We start from the raw sequence: 18,494 nt of genomic DNA, 5'->3' as shown, positions 1-18,494 counted from the left end.
AACATGCCTTTTATAGAAGAAAATGATTTATTAGACTTACATAAGGATATAGAAAAGTCTCAAATTATAAATGAAAGATTACTTGATCAAATTAAGTTCAAGAATAAAGATTTAAAGAAAATCCGAATTCAACGTAATATTCTTGTGGGTATTACTACACTTTTTGTCTTGGGATTAATTGGTATAACTTCTTTTTCTGCTGGCTTAGGAATAAGCAAATCTAACAGAAATCAAAACAACCTATTGGTTTCCATAGACAGTTTAGATGCAATTAAAGCCAGAATAGATAATCTTAAAGAGCAAAACCAAGAATTGAGTTTGGTTAACGAATTTTATTTAGCCAAGCAATACTTAGAAAAGGAAAAAATTTATTCGGTTCAAATAAAGTCTTTTGTAGAAAACAACGCTACTTTAGCATCAGAAGCATTAACTAACACCCTTTTTGTTAAGACCAATCCATTTTATGCCTATTCTTTGGGTACTTTTGAAACACTAGAAGAAGCTCAAAAGTTTAGAAAAGAACTAGTAGATTTAGGCTTTAATGATGCCTTTGTGGCATCCTATCAAGATGGTAAAAGATTACAAATAGAAGACCCCTACTAGAATTGAAAAAAGTTAAGGCTTGGTTAAGTGCAGCGCGCCTTCGTACGCTGCCTTTATCCGTATCTGGAATAATAGTTGGCACAGCCATTGCTAATTATAAGGGTTTTCAGGACAATTTACTTTTTACACTTTGTTTGCTCACTACAATAGCATTTCAAATATTATCAAACTTTGCCAATGACTATGGTGATGGCGTAAAAGGTACGGATAATGAGGAGCGTTTAGGTCCAGCTAGGGCTTTACAAAGTGGTTTGTTGACGGATAAGGAATTGAAAAAAGGTATTATTACAACGGCAATAATTAGTCTTGTCTTAGCCGTAAGTTTAATTTTATGCGCCTTTAATTTAAACGAACTCCTTTTTGTTTTACTCTTTCTATTTCTTGGTATGGCATCGGTTTGGGCGGCAATTAAATATACAGTAGGAGATAATGCATATGGCTATAGAGGAATGGGCGATGTATTTGTTTTTTTATTCTTCGGCTTGTTGGCTGTATTGGGGACCATTTTTTTGTATGAAAAAGGGATAGATTGGGCTGCTGTTTTACCAGCCATAACCATAGGATTTTTGTGTGTTGGCGTACTCAACTTAAATAATCTTAGAGATGTAAACTCAGATACTAATAGTGGTAAACAAACCTTGGTTGTAAAAATGGGATATAGGAACGGTAAAATTTACCATTCTTTACTCGTGTTTATTAGTCTTGTTTGTTTGCTAATCTATTGGTATTTAAGTTTAAATTCTGTAGCAATTCTTTGGATTTTTATACCCTATATAGTTATAGGCTTGCACCTTAGCAAAGTCTGGCGAACTGCTGCACCTAAGGATTTAGATCCAGAGCTTAAAAAATTAGCATTGAGTACCTTTAGTCTTGCAATGTTAATTTATTTTGCTATGAATTATTTTTTGTAATTTTGATGTTAAACATATCTAAAACCATCCTATTTTGGAACATCCTATAAAGATACTTATTGTAGAGGATAATGTAATCATCGCAGATGATATGCAATCAATGTTAGAAGAGATTGGATATGAGGTTGTGGACAATGTAATTGTATATGAGCAAGCAGTTGAAGTGCTTAAGAACAATCACGTAGATCTTGTATTGATAGATATCATTTTAGCATCAGATAAAACTGGTATTGATTTAGGGAAGCATATACGTAAGAACTATAACATACCATTCATTTTTGTAACCTCTAACTCTGATAAAGCAACCGTAGAAAATGCTAAGACGGTTAAACCAGACGGCTACTTGGTTAAACCTTTTGAGCAACAAGATTTATATACTTCTATAGAAATAGCATTATCTAATTTTAATTATGCCCAAAAGGCTGCAGAAAAAACTGATTTAGAAAACAAGGCAGGAGAAGAAGGATTTACTTCTAATTCTGTACTTAAGGATTCTATTTTCGTTAAGAAACAACATTTATACTATAGAATTCAGTTTGGCGATATTCAATTTATAAAGGCGGATAATGTCTATTTAGAAGTAAATACGGTAGATAAAAAGTTTTTAGTACGTTCGCCTCTAAAAGATTATTTAGAGAAACTACCAAAGGATAAGTTTTTTAGAGCGCATAAGTCTTACATTGTAAATGTAGACCACATTGATGCTATTAATTCTAAAGACATAATGATTAATAATCAATTGATCCCAATTTCCAAAGAATTTAAAGAATTCATTATCTCTAGTATGAATTCGTAAACTAATACCACTTAAAAAGTATAAAAAGCACCTAAGTAATTAGGTGCTTTTTTTATTTAAAAATCAACTTTTATAAGCTACACCACAACTTACCATTCCTTTGCAACATATATTATTTTAAAATGGTATGTGTAGGTACTTTTGGAGTGTAATTAAAATTCTAAAAACAAGTATAATTTTTTCATTTTCATATAGTGTTCTCGTAAGAAAGGTCTCGTTGGTAAAGCGAGACCTTTCTGTTTTTTAATTACAAACAAAAGCTCTTTTTATAGCGTTGAAAACCGACCAAAAGCAAGACTAATTCTGTGCTGTTACCTTTCACAACAAAATAACTCTCTTTCACAACATATTAAAGGATGCCTTTCTAAATAGGCCTACTTTTGATACTGTTCTTAAGGAACACCCAAATCTTATCTTTAAATATTAATTGAATGGCAGACTGTGCATCTTGCATGCACAGTCTTTTTTTAAGGACTTTTTGGCTTTAAAATAGACGTCAGGATGTTAATTTTGCGCAAATTTTCCCTCTAAAGCTATGTATTGGCATTTAAAATGATAAAAGTGAACGTTTTATCGCAAGTTTTTATGCCAATTGACAATAATTGAACACAGAATTACGTAGACTATTATATGAAACCAAAGAAACAAACAGTATTAACCTTCTTCTTCTCTTTAATTTTTGGAGGATATCTGCTTTGTGCGCAAACGACCAACAAAACAGAAAATCCACTAGATCAATTTCAAGAGTTTACTAGTCCAGAGGAGAAACTAGATTACTTTTTTAAAACTCCTAATAGATATACACAAAGTTCTGCTTATGATTGGTTAGAATCTGTACGTGTTTCCTTAAACACTTCAGAAAAAACCAATGATAGCACGGGTATAATGGCATATAAACTTATGGAGGCCAAGTTGTATAGTGATATTGGGGATAATGATAAAAGTATCGCGATAGCAAAAGAATTGTACAATAAAACTGATACGGTCGATTTAAATAAGATGACCTTATTATTAGAGCTTATGGATGAGAATTACCATAAGCTGCAGATGTACGATAAGCAGATAGAGATTAGAGAACTAAAAAAGGGATTAGGCCTCACAGAAAATGTAGCGTTCTATGATATTTATGCTAGTATGGGTCTGTATAGACAAGCCATGAAGCAATATATAATGGATGTTAAACCTACCATTCCGGATAATGATTATTATGCATTTGCAGAGTTTTATAATAAAGTTGGGTACTATTTATATCAAGATAAAAGTGCACCTACCGCTTTAAATGAGTTTAATAAATCTATATCGTTTTTAAATTTATATGTAAATGATATCTCAATTCAGAAATCTGAAGGTGAGATATTTAAAGCGGAAGCATTACGCGCAGAAGTAGAAGGAAATATAGGGAAGAGTCAAGTACTGTTAAAACAATATATAGAGGCAATACCTAACTTAAATAGTAGTATTAAAACCTTTAAAGAGTTTAATCAGGGAGAATTTAGCCCTGCGATTATAGAAAATACTTTAAATCTGGCAGAAGCACATCTTCAATTAGATAATAACAAAACAGCAAAAAAACTTTTAGAAGAAGAGTTTGAAGTTATTAATGTAGAGCAGCAAATCAAAAGAAATAGACTTTTGGCTGCATATTATGACAAGATAGAAAACTATAAAAGTGCGGCACAATTTTATAAACGAAATGCTTTTATAAAAGATTCATTAAAAGCTACAGAAGTATCTATTTTAAAACAGCAGTTGGTGGCCATAGTTGGGACTTCTGATTTAGAAAATTCTAGAAAACTGATTAACGAGCAAAAAGTTGCCAACGAAAAAATTAGAAACGACCTTAAAGCAAAGGATGAGCGTATTTATTTGGTTCTTATATCCTTGGTATTTACTGTTTTAGGATTGATAGGATTGGTATATGCTTATGCAAAAAGTATAAAAAACCAAAGATTAATTGCAGAGCAAAAGCATTTTATAGAAGATTCTTTGAAAGAGAAAGAATCCCTACTTAGAGAAATACACCATAGAGTTAAAAATAATCTACAAATGGTTTCTAGCTTATTGAGTTTGCAAACTAGAAACACCAAAAGCAAAGCTGCTATAGAGGCTTTGGAAGAAGGTAAAAGTAGGGTGAAGGCTATGGCCCTGATTCACCAAAAACTTTATCAGAATGAAGACCTTTCATACATTGAAATGCAAGGCTATATAGAGAGCTTGATTAATAGTGTACAGTCGGTCTACAAAAAAGGAGGGCATAACATAAACATTACTGTAGATGCAGAGGGAACAGAGCTAGATATAGACCGTGCTATTCCGTTTGGATTAATTTTAAATGAATTGGTTTCTAACACGTTCAAATACGCTTTTCCAGAAGGAGATGACAATGGTAAAATTTATATCCACCTTAGAAAAGAAGGGGATCAAGGCTATTTTGAATATTCAGATAATGGAATTGGCTTACCAGAAGACATGGACGAGCGTAGTAACTCATCTATGGGCTTTAGATTGATGAACCGTCTGGTAAATCAGCTTAAATCTAAATTAAATGTAGACCGTACTACGCAAGGGGTACGTTATTGGTTCAATTTTTATTAAAGGTTCAACGTACTGCACTTTTTAAAACTATTCTGTGTAACAGCTTGGGAAAGAAACGTTTTAGGAAAATTCCTTTTGTTTCTTTTCCTCCTATATATACCTCGAATTTTTGTTTTTCTAAAGCACGTACCATTTGTGTTGCAAAGCTATTGGGTGGCATTCCATTTGCTGTTGCGTCGTCATTTTTACCTTGTTTAGAACCATCACCAACAACCGCATTCTTAGCAATTTCGGTAGCTACAAATCCTGGGCATACTAAGCATACCTGTATACCATCTTTTTCATGTTCCATTCGTAATGCATCGAAAAAACCGTGTAGCGCATGCTTCGCACCACAATACCCAGACCTATAGGGAGAGGCAAATTTACCCATCAAACTAGTTATTACAGCAAATTGGCCAAATCCTTGTTGTACAAAATAGGGGAGTAGTGCTTTGCTTAATGCTATAGTACCTAAGTAATTAATATCCATAAGCTTTTTATACACGCTTAGTTCGGTCTCTAAAATAAGAGAGCGTTGGCTAATGCCAGCATTATTAATCAAAACATCAATCTTACCAAAAAAAGATAATGCCTTTTCCGCCATTATAGGAAAAGTAGCTACTTGTTCTAAATCTAAAGGTAATACAACAATCTTGTCTGGATTACTACAGCTTAAGCGCACCTGCTCTAAATTATTAGTATTCCGAGCAGATAAGATAAGTTTACAATTCTTAGCACTTAAATGTAGTGCAAGTGCTTTTCCAATTCCGGAAGATGCCCCAGTTAGCCAAACTACTTTACCGTCAATTCTATTCATGGTACAATTTTGCTGCAGAATATAGTTAAATTTGCTCTTGCTATGAAAGCTACCTATAAAAAATACATTTTAGATTTTAAGAGACCTAGCGGAACTTCTAGGGGTGTTCTAACACAAAAAGAAACTTGGTTTATCCTGTTGCAAAACGATACTAAAATTGGTATTGGTGAATGCGGATTATTAAGAGGATTAAGTATTGATGACCGCCCAGACTATGAAGAAAAGTTGAAATGGGTATGCGCAAATATCCAATTAGGATTAGACAGTCTGCTGGCAGAATTAACCGCTTTTCCATCCATACAATTTGGTTTAGAACAAGCTTTTTTGTCAGTCCATTCTAGTGACCCATTTTTGCTTTTTAAGTCTGATTTTACGCAGAAAGAAGTCCCAATCCCTATTAATGGTCTTATTTGGATGGGAGACACAGATTTTATGCTACAGCAAGTAGAAGAAAAGTTAAAGTCTGGCTTCAAATGTATTAAAATGAAAATTGGCGCTATAGATTTTGATTCAGAACTAGCCATTTTAAAAGGAATACGTAGCGTTTACGATGCTAATACCATTGAATTACGCGTAGATGCTAATGGTGCTTTTGCTCCTGAAGAGGCTATAGGTAAATTAAAAAAATTAGCTGTATTTAATTTACACTCTATAGAACAGCCTATAAAACAAGGTCAATGGCAAAACATGACATCGTTATGCAAGGATACTCCAATACCTATAGCACTGGACGAGGAACTTATAGGTGTCTTTGACGAAACAAAAAAGGAAGAATTATTGCAAACTGTAAGACCGCAGTATATTATTTTAAAACCCAGTTTAATAGGTGGTTTTAAAGGAAGTTTGGAGTGGATACAACTAGCCAATAAATTAAACATTGGCTGGTGGATTACCAGTGCTCTAGAAAGTAATATTGGGCTTAATGCTATTGCACAGTGGACCGCTACATTAAACTCAACTATGCCTCAAGGATTGGGTACAGGGAGTTTGTTTACCAATAATTTTAAATCTCCTCTAGAAGTAAGTAATGGTAAGTTGTTTTATAGAAAAGAGTTAACTTGGCAGGCAGACTTAATAAATAATTTATGTACATAGAACAAGGGTATAAAAGCAAGCTTCCTGGTTTGTGGAAGTATATTATCATACCAGCAGGTTTTATTGGTTTTATGATTTTCAATTACATTGTAACCATCAATTCGGATATTAATGTGGATGATGCCATGGCAACAATGATAAATCAACTAGGAAAAAACCTAGTGTTAATTGTGCTTTTATTGCCATTGGTTGTTGGTCTTTTTGTGGTTCTTGGGTGGACATGGCTTGTTCATGGGCAATCCCTAACATCCTTAACGACCTCTAGAAAAAAGATTGATTGGAAACGTATATTTTTTGCATTTGGCCTCTGGGGTCTAATAACTATTGTATTAACCATGGTAGATGTTTATGCCTCACCAGAAGATTACAAACTTACGTTTGAGCTAAAAAAGTTTATCCCATTGGCAATTATAGCAATTGCCCTGGTACCACTACAAACGAGTTTTGAGGAGTATTTATTTAGAGGGCATATGATGCAAGGCTTAGGCCTATTTGCAAAAAATAGGTGGGTACCTTTAATAGTAACTTCTACACTATTTGGCTTAATGCATATAGCTAATCCGGAAGTTGAAAAACTAGGATTTGGTATTATGGTTTATTACATAGGTACAGGTTTCTTCTTGGGAATTATGACGCTCATGGATGAAGGTTTAGAATTGGCATTAGGTTTTCATGCTGCTAATAATTTAATCACAGCGTTACTAGTAACCGCGGAGTGGACGGCTTTTCAGACCGATTCAATTTATACAGACGTTTCAGAACCTATTCTAGGATGGGACGTAATGATTCCGGTTTTTGTAGTTTTTCCTTTCTTGCTTTTTGTATTCAGTAAAAAATACAAATGGCAGAATTGGAAAGAAAAACTATTTGGCCGCGTGCTTAGCGAACAAGAATTTCTTGCTTTAGAAAATGGAGATTCATCCCAACTTTAAATTAGACGAAATTGCATACGATGCTAAAGGTTTACTTGCCTTGGCAAAGAATTATAGAACTTCAGAAATTGACTATAGGAGGGACATCGGTGATTTTTTAATGCAATGGTTAGCAGATTCTACAACTATTGAGGTACAAACCTCTGGTTCTACAGGCGCTCCTAAGTTAATCCGTTTGCAAAAAAAACATATGGTAAATTCTGCCATGGCAACAGGAGCTTATTTTAATTTAGGACCTAATAGCAGAACGCTACTATGTTTACCTGCACAATATATTGCCGGTAAGATGATGTTGGTAAGAGCCTTGGTACTGGGGTGGAATATAAGCATGGTATCTCCTAGTTTAACGCCATTAGCTGCGCTGGAAGGCAGGTTTGATTTTGTTGCTATGATTCCTGCACAAGTAGAACAATCTTTGAAAGAATTACACCGGGTGGAATCGGTTTTAATTGGTGGTGCAGCAGTTTCCGAGTCGCTTAGAAAAAAACTAGTAAGTCTTCCTGTAGAAAGCTATGAAAGTTACGGTATGACGGAAACGATAACACACATCGCCCTAAAAAAAATTAATCAAGATTATTTTACTTGTTTACCGCAAGTAAGCGTAAGTAAAGATGATAGAGGATGTTTAGTAATAAACGTCCCAAAAGTTGCAGACACACCTATTGTCACCAATGATATAGTAGAGCTAGTAAATCAATACAAATTTAAATGGCTAGGAAGGTGGGATAATGTGATAAATTCTGGCGGAGTTAAATTAATTCCAGAACGTATCGAAAAAAAATATGCCGAAGTACTTAGCCGTCGTTTTTTTGTAGCGGGTTTACCCGATGATACCTTTGGCAACCAACTGGTATTGTTATTGGAGGGGAACCCCACAATGGAAGAAGAAATTGTAGCCAAGTTAAATTCGCTTCAATCTCTTGAAAAATTGGAGTACCCCAAAAAGATTTTCTTTACACCTCAATTTATTGAAACAGAGACGGGAAAGATAAATAGAGGTAGAACTTTAGAATTGGTTCTGAGTTAAGGGTATTTTGTATCTTTCGCTAAAACCAACTTTTACATATGAAAATCAAACTATTTGCATTGCTTTTAGTTGTACCTATTATTGTAATAGGGCAACAAATTTTACCGGAACGTGAACGCGCAGAGCTATTGGATGAAATTTTAGAAGAACGCTTTAATGTGCTCTTACCAAAATTAATGGACCAAACCAATATAGACATGTGGCTGGTTATTTCTAGGGAGTACAATGAAGACCCTGTAATAAAAACTATGCTGCCCGCAACATGGCTCAATGCTAGAAGAAGAACCATATTACTTTTCTTTAGAGACAAGGCTAAAAATTCTATCGAAAAATTGGCTGTTGCACGGTACAACATAGGTAAAAGCATTGAGTCTGCATGGGATAAAGAAAAGCAGCCTAACCAATGGCAACGCTTGGTAGAGCTTATAGAAGAACGTAATCCTAAAACTATTGCTCTAAATTATTCTACGGACCATAATATCGCAGATGGATTGGTTAAAACTGATTATGACGAATTACTAGCAGCGTTACCTAAAAAATATCACTCTAAAATAAGTTCTGCAGAACAATTAGCTGTGCGTTGGATAGAAACTAGAACCGAGCGCGAAATGGTAATTTACAACCAACTGGTAGATGTAACTCATGATATTATTGCGGAAGCTTTTTCAGAAAAAGTAATAACTCCTGGTTATACAACTACTGCAGACGTTGTTTGGTGGATGCGACAAAAAGTTACTGATATGGGATTAGAAACATGGTTTCATCCAACGGTAGATGTGCAACGTAGTAGTGAAAATTCTGATACTAAGTTTTACTCTTTTTCGGGTAAACCAGAAGATAGTGTAATAATGCCTGGTGATTTGGTGCATTGCGATTTTGGTATTACCTACTTGCGTCTAAATACGGATTGTCAGGAATTAGCCTACGTCCTTAAACCAAATGAAAGAGTGGCTCCCAAATTTTTGGTAGATGCTTTAAAGGATGGAAATAGAGTACAAGATTTTCTAACTAGCAACATGGTGAAGGGTAGAACAGGGAATGAAATTCTTTCTAAATCTCTAGCAGATGCTAAAGCTGCAGGATTAAGGCCTGCCATTTACACCCATCCACTGGGTAGCTACGGACACTCCGCGGGTACTACTATAGGTATGTGGGATTCTCAAGGTGGGGTATTTAAAGACGATGGAGAAAATTATCCGCTTAACACTAATACAGTTTACGCTATAGAGTTAAATACAACGGTGACTATTCCAGAATGGAATAGAGATATTCGTATAATGCTAGAGGAAGCTGGTTTCTACGGAGAAAATGGCCATAGATACGTTAACGGTAGACAAACGGAATTATTACTTATACCTAGAGTTAAAACGCATCAGGGTAATTAATATAAAAGGGTGTTACACTTGTAGCACCCCCATATTAAATTGCTTTTCTATCGGCGCATGATTAGCTGCTTCAATCCCTGTAGAAATCCATTTACGAGTATCTAAAGGGTTTATTACCGCATCCGTCCATATTCTTGCGGCAGCATAATAGGGAGAAATTTGATTATCATAACGTGCCTTAATTTTATCATACAACGCTTTTTCTTTATTGGCATCAAAGGATTCTCCTTGTTTTTCTAAGGAGGCTTTTTCTATCTGCAAGAGTACTTTTGCAGCCGAGTTACCACTCATAACTGCAAGTTCTGCACTGGGCCATGCAACTATTAATCTAGGGTCGTATGCTTTACCGCACATGGCATAATTACCTGCACCGTAACTATTGCCAATAACTATGGTAAATTTTGGCACAACAGAATTACTAACTGCATTTACCATTTTAGCACCATCTTTAATGATGCCGCCATGTTCACTTTTACTGCCAACCATAAAACCCGTAACATCTTGTAAAAAAACCAACGGAATTTTCTTTTGGTTGCAATTAGCAATAAATCGTGTGGCTTTATCTGCGGAATCGGAATAAATTACCCCTCCAAATTGCATTTCGCCTTTGCCGGTTTTTACCACTTTACGCTGATTAGCAATAATACCAACGGCCCAACCATCAATTCTTGCATAGCCTGTTAGTAAGGTTTTACCGTAATCTTCTTTGTATTGTTCAAACTCAGAATTATCTACTAACCGGTGGATAATATCCAGCATGTTGTATTGGTCTCCTCTGGATTTTGGAAGTATGCCAAAAATATCCTCTGGATTTTCTTTAGGTAGTTTTGCTTCTTTTCTATTAAAGCCTGCTTTGTCAAAATCCCCAATTTTATCCATTAGGTTTTTAATTTTGTCTAGAGCATCTTTATCATCCTTTGCCTTATAGTCTGTAACTCCACTTATTTCACAATGTGTAGTAGCTCCACCTAAGGTTTCGTTATCTATAGATTCCCCAATTGCTGCTTTTACCAAATAACTGCCTGCTAAAAAAATACTTGCAGTTTTATCTACAATTAGTGCTTCATCACTCATAATAGGTAAGTAGGCACCACCAGCCACACAACTCCCCATAACAGCCGCTATTTGCACAATACCCTTACTGCTCATGACAGCGTTATTCCTAAATATACGTCCAAAATGCTCCTTGTCTGGGAAAATTTCGTCTTGCATGGGTAAATAAACACCAGCACTATCTACTAGATATATAATAGGTAATCTATTCTCTATAGCTATTTCTTGTGCTCTTAAATTTTTTTTCCCTGTAATAGGAAACCACGCCCCAGCTTTTACCGTAGCATCATTGGCGACAATAATACACTGCTTGCCTTGTACATGGCCAATTTTAACTACGACACCACCAGAAGGACAACCACCATGTTCTGCGTACATACCGTCCCCTGCAAATGCGCCGATTTCTATAGCCTGCTCATCATCATCTAATAGATAATCTATGCGTTCTCTTGCAGTTAATTTACCTTTTGCTTTATGTTTTTCAATTCGTTTTTGACCACCACCTAATTTTACCTTAGCTAATTTGCGTCTTAGGTCAGATAGTAAAAGCTTGTTATAGTCCTCGTTTTTATTAAAGTTAATGTCCATTCAGTGCTAAATCTTTTATAAGCTTCGTAAAGATAAGGAGGATTATTGAGTAACTTTAAGTCTGTAAATACTAAACATGGAGAAAATTAAATGGGGTATAATAGGCCTTGGAAATATTGCGAATAAATTCGCGAACGATTTAAGTTTAGTTCCAGACGCAACTTTGGTTGCTGTTGCTTCTACTAGTAATGAACGCGCTCAAAATTTTGCTAGTAAGTACGATTTAAAAACTAGTTATGGCTCTTATGACGAATTGTTTAAGGACCCCGATGTTTTTGTAGTTTACATAGCAACACCTCATAATTTACACGCAGAACTAAGTATTAAGGCAATGCAAGCGGGTAAACATGTGCTGTGCGAAAAACCAATGGCCATAAATATGAGCGAATTTAAAACGATGCGTAAAGTAGCTCGTGAAAACAACCGATTTTTAATGGAAGCCCTATGGACACGTTTTAATCCTTCCTTAAATAAATTGCTAAGCCTAGTAAAGGATAATAAAATTGGCAAACCTAGTTACGTAAATGCAGATTTTACATTTTATGCTTTGGATAGAGGGGATAATAAACGCCTTTTAAATCCTAATTTAGCAGGCGGTTCGTTATTAGATATTGGGCTTTATCCTGTATTTTTTGCCTATTTATTATTAGGAAAACCTTCTAAAATAATTGCTACGGCCAATTTTTATAAAACGGGAGCAGAGAAACAGGTATCCATAATTTTTGATTATCCAGACGCGCAAGCAGTTTTACATTCCGACTTTTCATCAGATTTACAAGCAAGTGCAAAAGTTGTTGGTCCTAAAGGCTGTATTGGCTTGTTGCCGTCTTGGCATAAAGCAGAAGGATATTTTATGGAGCTTGATCAAAACAAAGAAACTTTTAAATTACCCCTAAAGGGATTAGGCTACGTACACGAAATTATAGAGGTGCATGAGTGTTTAAGGGCAGGTAAATTAGAGAGTGCGCAATGGAGTTTAACAAATACAGAAGATTTGTTAGAACTATTAGATAAAATAAGAAAAATCATTGGGGTTAAATTTCCTTTTGAGTAAAATGTCATAAATTCGGATATTTGTCGACTTTTTAAAGAATTAGAATAATGATGGATAAGAATAAAGTGTTGGCGATAGCCACCATAATAATGATTGTAGTAGGTCTAGGGATGATAGCCCTTGGAGTTTTTAAGTATGATGAAGTAGCAGGATATGGTTTTGCTGCCGTAGGAATCGGTTTTTTTGCAGTAGCATGGGTTTTCAATGCTTTAAAAGGAAGAGTGTAGCAATAAGTAGTTTTAAATTAATCAACATACAAACATGTCAGACGATAAAAAAGTAATTTTTTCCATGTCCGGGGTCACAAAGACCTATAAAAATGCAAATACGCCGGTCTTAAAAAATATTTACCTGAGTTTCTTTTATGGTGCCAAAATTGGCATTTTAGGTCTTAATGGCTCTGGTAAATCTACCTTGTTAAAAATTATTGCTGGGGTTGATAAAAATTTTCAAGGAGATGTTGTTTTTTCTCCTGGGTACACGGTTGGTTATTTGGAGCAAGAGCCACAATTAGACGAGGATAAAACAGTCTTAGAGGTGGTTAAAGAGGGTGTGGCAGAAACGGTTGCTATTCTAGATGAATACAATAAGATTAATGACATGTTTGGCCTTCCAGAAGTTTATGAAGATGCAGATAAGATGCAAAAGCTAATGGATCAGCAAGCTAAATTACAAGATCAAATAGATGCCAGTAATGCTTGGGAATTAGATACTAAATTGGAGATTGCTATGGATGCGTTACGAACACCAGATGCAGATAAGAAAATTGGTGTATTGTCCGGAGGAGAAAGAAGAAGAGTAGCGCTGTGTAGATTATTACTTAAGGAGCCAGATGTCTTGTTATTAGATGAGCCTACCAACCACTTAGATGCAGAGTCTGTACACTGGTTAGAGCATCACTTAGCGCAATACAAAGGGACGGTTATAGCGGTAACGCATGACCGTTATTTCTTAGATAATGTTGCAGGTTGGATTTTAGAGTTAGATAGAGGTGAAGGGATTCCGTGGAAAGGAAATTACTCTGGATGGTTAGACCAAAAGGCAAAACGTTTAGCACAAGAAAGTAAACAAGCTTCCAAACGTCAAAAAACTCTAGAGCGAGAGTTAGATTGGGTTAGACAGGGGGCTAAAGGTAGACAAGCTAAGCAGAAAGCACGTTTAAAAAATTACGATAAACTAGCAAGTCAAGACCAGAAACAGTTAGAAGAGAAACTAGAAATATATATACCTAACGGCCCAAGATTGGGTACTAACGTAATTGAAGCTAAAGGCGTAAGTAAAGCCTATGGGGATAAATTACTATACGAAGAATTGAACTTTAACCTACCACAAGCAGGTATAGTGGGGATTATTGGTCCTAACGGTGCAGGTAAAACCACCATTTTTAGAATGATAATGGGTGAAGAAACCCCAGATAAAGGAGAATTTGTAGTAGGGGAAACAGCTAAAATTGCCTACGTAGACCAAAATCACAGTAACATAGACCCAGAAAAAACAATTTGGGAAAACTTTAGTGATAGTCAAGAATTGGTAATGATGGGGGGTAAACAGGTTAATTCAAGAGCTTATTTAAGTCGTTTTAATTTCTCTGGTAGCGAGCAGAATAAAAAGGTAAATATGCTTTCTGGAGGGGAACGTAACCGTTTGCATTTAGCAATGACTTTAAAAGAAGAAGGTAACGTTTTGTTATTAGATGAGCCGACGAATGATTTGGATGTAAATACACTACGTGCCTTAGAAGAAGGTTTAGAAAATTTTGCGGGCTGTGCGGTAATTATATCTCACGACAGATGGTTTTTAGATAGAATTTGTACGCATATCTTGGCTTTTGAGGGAGATTCTCAGGTTTATTTCTTTGAAGGATCCTTCTCTGATTATGAAGAAAATAAAAAGAAACGTTTGGGAGGCGATTTAATGCCAAAGCGCATCAAATACAAGAAATTAGTGCGCTAGGTTGTAGTGACTTACATATTAACAAAGAAAGCCAGCAGTTTTGCTGGCTTTCTTTTTCGTTATGGTTTGGGATACCAATCTAAAAATGTTACCTCTATAGCTTCATCACCCTTATTGACAATATTTTTAAAATGCTCTATATCACTTAAACCTTTCGGGCCACGATAATGATAAGGATAAACTAGTTTAGGTTTAAAATCTAATACAGCAGATGCGGCGCTCTCTACTGTCATTGTATAGGGCAAATTCATACAAACAAATGCTTTATCTATATTTTTTAAAGCTCGCATTTCAGGAATGTCTTCAGTATCTCCAGAAATATAGATTCGCTCATTATCCCAATTTATTACGTAGCCATTACCTCTTCCTTTTTCATGAAATTTTAGCGCTTCTTCTCTTAAATTATACATTGGTATTGCCTCTACCGATACATTTTCTAGTAACGTTTTGGTTTCATCGTTATTAATTATCGTTGCTTTGTTTTTTAATGCTTCGGGTAGTTGAGCAGCTACAGCCATTGGGACTAATAGTTGCGTCTGTTTTTTTACCACGCCTTCTAAGGTTTCTATATTTAAATGGTCACCATGTATATCTGTTACAAGCACTATAGTAGCTGTAGGTTGTTCATTATATCTGGTGCTACCCCCAACAGGGTCAACATAAATAACCACATTATTTTTCTCTAAAATCATACTGGCATGTTCTATGGGAATTATGTTAATTGCTTCCGATTCTTCTATGATTTTAGTTTCAGTCACAGCAGAATTCTTATTTTCTACTACTTTTTTTTCATTTTTTTTATCGCTGTAGGATAAAAAAATCATCACTATGAATATGAGGTAAAAACTTGATTTACAATTCATAATAGTTCTTTGTTTTTGTTTTTTCTTTTCTAAGATAGTAACTAATAAAAAATAAATTAACGTTTTTAATGTATTAAAAGATCTAAATGTTAAACCGCAACGTATATACAAAAGACACTAACAAATGTATATTTGTTTAAAGCGTTTTAAAACTTAAGATTATGAGTGAAACAAAAAGCAACAACAGTTTAAAGGTAATAGCAGGTCTATTGGGTGTTATCTTAGTAGCAACACTTATTTATACCGTAAGCTTATACCAAGACAAACAAAAAACTACCACTGCATTAACACAGGAGAAAGATATGGTAGTTGAGGATTTAAATAGCCTTAAATCTGAATACGATAAGGCAATTTTAGAAAGTAATGCAACTAATGAAGAGTTAATTGCTGCACGTGATAATATTGCTAAGTATATTGATTCTGTAAAGGCTATGAAAGCGGATATATCTACCTTGTCTAGATACAGAAGACAGGTTAGTGTATTAAAGGCAGAGAGAGAACAACTTTTAAAGCAGGTAGATAGCTTAACACAAAGCAACTCATTATTAGCAATGCAAAGGGATAGTACGTATTCAGAGTTAGAGAAACAAACCGTTTTTAATGATTCTTTGGTAGTACAGAATACGCAATTAGCAGACGCTGTAGAAAGAGGTTCTGCGTTAAACTTGTCTACATTTAAGGTAGATGCAGTAAAAGAAAGAAATAGCGGTAAATTAGTATCTACATCTAGAGCAAAAGCAACGGATAAATTTAAAGTATGTTTTACAGTTGCCGATAATGCTATTGCACAAGCAGGTGACCGTGAGTTCTATATAGAAGTATTGGACCCACAAGGCAATGTTTTAGGAGAAAGCTTTACTAAAAGCAATGACAAGGGAGCAAGTATTACATACAGTAAAGGGACTAGTTTTTACTATGAGAATGGTTCTTTAGATGTATGTGATTATATAAATAAGCCAGCGGGCGATTTCCAAAAAGGAAATTATATGGTGAATGTGTATGATGATGGTTTAAAACTATTAGGAACTTCAAAGTTTGAGTTAAAATAAACAGCACTATCCACTATTACTTAACTAAAAAAGGGCATCGAAATTCGATGCCCTTTTTATTTTTGACAATGTTATAATGTTACTTTAGGCTACCAACCATATCTTCTGGTTTTACCCAAGCATCATATTCTTCTGCTGTGACATAACCTAAATTAATAGCTTCTTCTTTTAAAGTAGTACCATTTTCGTGTGCAGTATTTGCTATTTCAGCAGCCTTGTAATATCCAATTTTAGTATTTAAAGCAGTGACAAGCATTAAAGAATTATTTAGTAATTTTTTAATTGTGGTATGGTTAGGTTCAATACCTGATGCACAATTTTCTTCAAAACTTACACACGCATCACCAATAAGTTGTGCAGATTGTAAAATGTTGGCAGCCATTAATGGTTTAAAAACATTAAGTTCATAATGTCCTTGTGTGCCACCAACTGCTATGGCTACATCATTCCCCATTACCTGAGCACAAACCATTGTTAATGCCTCACATTGTGTAGGGTTAACTTTACCAGGCATAATAGAACTCCCTGGTTCATTAGCAGGGATTATAATTTCTCCAATACCAGAACGTGGGCCAGAAGCCATTAAACGAATATCATTTGCAATTTTATTCAAACTTACAGCTAACTGTTTTAACGCACCATGACTTTCTACAATGGCATCATGGGCCGCCAAAGCTTCAAACTTATTTTCTGCGGTAATAAAAGGAAGCCCGGTAAACTCTGCTATATATTTTGCTACTAATACATCATATCCTTTAGGAGTATTTAATCCAGTCCCCACAGCAGTGCCGCCCAATGCTAATTCTGCTAAATGTGGCAGCGTGTTTTTGAGCGCCTTTAATCCATGGTCTAATTGAGAAACGTAACCAGAAAATTCCTGACCCAAGGTTAGGGGAGTAGCATCCATTAAATGGGTTCTACCAATTTTTACTACATCCTTAAACTCAGTTGCTTTTTTGTGTAAAGTGTCCCGCAATTGCTGTACCCCAGGGATGGTAGTTTCTACAATCTTTTTGTAGGCAGCAATATGCATTCCCGTAGGGAAAGTGTCATTGGAAGACTGAGATTTGTTTACATCATCATTAGGTTGAATGGTTTTATCGCCCTCACCAATTTTTTTACCGGCAATTTCATGAGCTCTATTCGCAACTACCTCATTAACATTCATATTGCTTTGGGTTCCAGAACCTGTTTGCCATACCACTAAAGGAAATTGGTCATCGTGCTGACCTGCTAGAATTTCATCGCAAACTTGAGCAATCAAATCTCTTTTAGATTGGTCTAACACTCCTAATTCGCAATTGGTGTAAGCGGCAGCTTTTTTAAGATAAGCAAAACCATAAACAACTTCTAAAGGCATGGAAGCAGCTGCGCCTATTTTAAAATTATTTCGAGAACGCTCTGTTTGGGCACCCCAGTACTTGTCTGCTGGTACCTTCACTTCTCCCATGGTGTCTTTCTCTATTCTGTATTCCATTATGATAATTCTTTGTTTGTTAACAAAGGTAACGGTTAGGGACTTTATTTTTAACTGATTTTTGTTAGTTCACATAAATTTTAAAAGGCATTTGTAATTTTTGAATTTTTATAGGTATTTTTGTGTTCAAATTGATATTCATGGTAGAGTTTGACCAATATTTAGGATTTTTAGCGTTTTTAACCATTTTAACAATCGGTTTTTGGTTAATGATTTTCTTATTGACTTTCGTAATACCATATTGGTTAGGTGGTAACCTTCTTGAAATCTGGAAAGAGAAAAGAGAGGCTAAAAAAGCTAAATCAAAAGCATAA

At 35.1% G+C, this 18,494-nt stretch carries 17 protein-coding genes; 13 read left to right on the top strand and 4 right to left on the bottom strand.

Going from position 1 to position 18,494, the window contains the following annotated elements:
• The first annotated feature begins 3 nt into the window (after window positions 1-3).
• The 4 genes from FBT53_RS04920 to FBT53_RS04905 all read left to right on the top strand — a co-directional run bounded on the left by FBT53_RS04920 (window position 4) and on the right by FBT53_RS04905 (window position 4,905).
• Window positions 4-603 (top strand): SPOR domain-containing protein, encoded by a 600-nt coding sequence (locus tag FBT53_RS04920; RefSeq protein ID WP_136950050.1) that lies wholly within the window; start codon window positions 4-6, stop codon window positions 601-603.
• A 2-nt stretch (window positions 604-605) separates the two neighbouring features.
• A complete protein-coding gene (gene menA / locus FBT53_RS04915) occupies window positions 606-1,514 on the top strand; it encodes a 1,4-dihydroxy-2-naphthoate octaprenyltransferase (RefSeq protein ID WP_136950049.1) in 909 nt (302 codons plus the stop codon).
• A gap of 34 nt (window positions 1,515-1,548) precedes the next feature.
• Window positions 1,549-2,310 carry a LytTR family DNA-binding domain-containing protein gene (locus FBT53_RS04910; protein WP_136950048.1) on the top strand — a complete coding sequence of 254 codons (762 nt, stop codon included), beginning with the start codon at window positions 1,549-1,551 and terminating at the stop codon, window positions 2,308-2,310.
• Between the two features lie 630 nt (window positions 2,311-2,940).
• Window positions 2,941-4,905 (top strand): sensor histidine kinase, encoded by a 1,965-nt coding sequence (locus tag FBT53_RS04905; RefSeq protein ID WP_136950047.1) that lies wholly within the window; start codon window positions 2,941-2,943, stop codon window positions 4,903-4,905.
• A 4-nt stretch (window positions 4,906-4,909) separates the two neighbouring features.
• Here FBT53_RS04905 and FBT53_RS04900 read toward each other — a convergent pair whose 3' ends face one another.
• On the bottom strand, window positions 4,910-5,704 hold the full coding sequence (locus FBT53_RS04900) for an SDR family oxidoreductase (RefSeq protein WP_136950046.1): 795 nt from the start codon (window positions 5,702-5,704) through the stop codon (window positions 4,910-4,912).
• Window positions 5,705-5,746: 42 nt separating this feature from the next.
• On the opposite strand from FBT53_RS04900, the gene FBT53_RS04895 reads away from it, so the two are divergent.
• Genes FBT53_RS04895 through FBT53_RS04880 form a run of 4 tightly spaced genes read left to right on the top strand, consistent with a single transcriptional unit; the run spans window position 5,747 to window position 10,143 of the window.
• Entirely contained in the window at window positions 5,747-6,799 is a 1,053-nt protein-coding gene (locus FBT53_RS04895; RefSeq protein WP_136950045.1) for an o-succinylbenzoate synthase, read from the top strand.
• Window positions 6,790-7,731: a CPBP family intramembrane glutamic endopeptidase gene (locus tag FBT53_RS04890; protein ID WP_136950044.1), complete on the top strand. Its 942-nt coding sequence runs from the start codon at window positions 6,790-6,792 to the stop codon at window positions 7,729-7,731. Before FBT53_RS04895 ends, FBT53_RS04890 begins: the two co-directional genes overlap by 10 nt.
• Window positions 7,709-8,758, top strand: coding sequence for an AMP-binding protein (locus FBT53_RS04885; protein ID WP_136950043.1), 1,050 nt, complete (start codon window positions 7,709-7,711; stop codon window positions 8,756-8,758). Before FBT53_RS04890 ends, FBT53_RS04885 begins: the two co-directional genes overlap by 23 nt.
• Window positions 8,759-8,796: 38 nt before the next feature.
• Window positions 8,797-10,143 (top strand): M24 family metallopeptidase, encoded by a 1,347-nt coding sequence (locus FBT53_RS04880; RefSeq protein WP_136950042.1) that lies wholly within the window; start codon window positions 8,797-8,799, stop codon window positions 10,141-10,143.
• Window positions 10,144-10,155: 12 nt separating this feature from the next.
• Here FBT53_RS04880 and FBT53_RS04875 read toward each other — a convergent pair whose 3' ends face one another.
• Window positions 10,156-11,784 (bottom strand): acyl-CoA carboxylase subunit beta, encoded by a 1,629-nt coding sequence (locus FBT53_RS04875; protein ID WP_136950041.1) that lies wholly within the window; start codon window positions 11,782-11,784, stop codon window positions 10,156-10,158.
• A gap of 76 nt (window positions 11,785-11,860) precedes the next feature.
• On the opposite strand from FBT53_RS04875, the gene FBT53_RS04870 reads away from it, so the two are divergent.
• The 3 genes from FBT53_RS04870 to ettA are packed head-to-tail and all read left to right on the top strand — an operon-like array spanning window position 11,861 to window position 14,791.
• Window positions 11,861-12,838 (top strand): Gfo/Idh/MocA family protein, encoded by a 978-nt coding sequence (locus tag FBT53_RS04870; protein WP_136950040.1) that lies wholly within the window; start codon window positions 11,861-11,863, stop codon window positions 12,836-12,838.
• Between the two features lie 50 nt (window positions 12,839-12,888).
• The gene (locus tag FBT53_RS16055) at window positions 12,889-13,065 is read left to right on the top strand and encodes a CAL67264 family membrane protein (RefSeq protein WP_240729766.1); all 177 of its coding nucleotides are present in this window, start codon (window positions 12,889-12,891) and stop codon (window positions 13,063-13,065) included.
• Window positions 13,066-13,099: 34 nt separating this feature from the next.
• Window positions 13,100-14,791, top strand: a complete 1,692-nt coding sequence (gene ettA, locus FBT53_RS04865; RefSeq protein WP_136950039.1) for an energy-dependent translational throttle protein EttA — start codon at window positions 13,100-13,102, stop codon at window positions 14,789-14,791.
• A gap of 59 nt (window positions 14,792-14,850) precedes the next feature.
• Here the strand turns inward: ettA and FBT53_RS04860 are convergent, their stop codons facing one another.
• Window positions 14,851-15,654 (bottom strand): MBL fold metallo-hydrolase, encoded by an 804-nt coding sequence (locus FBT53_RS04860; protein WP_136950038.1) that lies wholly within the window; start codon window positions 15,652-15,654, stop codon window positions 14,851-14,853.
• A 161-nt stretch (window positions 15,655-15,815) separates the two neighbouring features.
• Here FBT53_RS04860 and FBT53_RS04855 point away from each other — a divergent pair, with 161 nt between their 5' ends.
• Complete coding sequence (locus tag FBT53_RS04855; protein ID WP_136950037.1) at window positions 15,816-16,703, top strand: hypothetical protein; 888 nt, start codon at window positions 15,816-15,818, stop codon at window positions 16,701-16,703.
• 79 nt (window positions 16,704-16,782) lie between these two features.
• Here the strand turns inward: FBT53_RS04855 and fumC are convergent, their stop codons facing one another.
• Window positions 16,783-18,180, bottom strand: a complete 1,398-nt coding sequence (gene fumC / locus FBT53_RS04850; protein ID WP_136950036.1) for a class II fumarate hydratase — start codon at window positions 18,178-18,180, stop codon at window positions 16,783-16,785.
• A 140-nt stretch (window positions 18,181-18,320) separates the two neighbouring features.
• Between fumC and FBT53_RS16050 the strand changes: the two genes are divergently transcribed.
• Entirely contained in the window at window positions 18,321-18,494 is a 174-nt protein-coding gene (locus FBT53_RS16050; RefSeq protein WP_167987734.1) for a hypothetical protein, read from the top strand.

Origin of the sequence: Flavobacterium sp. ASW18X, assembly GCF_005144745.1 — a bacterium.
In the GTDB taxonomy this organism is placed as follows: domain Bacteria; phylum Bacteroidota; class Bacteroidia; order Flavobacteriales; family Flavobacteriaceae; genus Croceivirga.
Note: the sequence above shows the minus strand (reverse complement) of the source record. Positions and strands in the feature narration are given on the sequence as shown.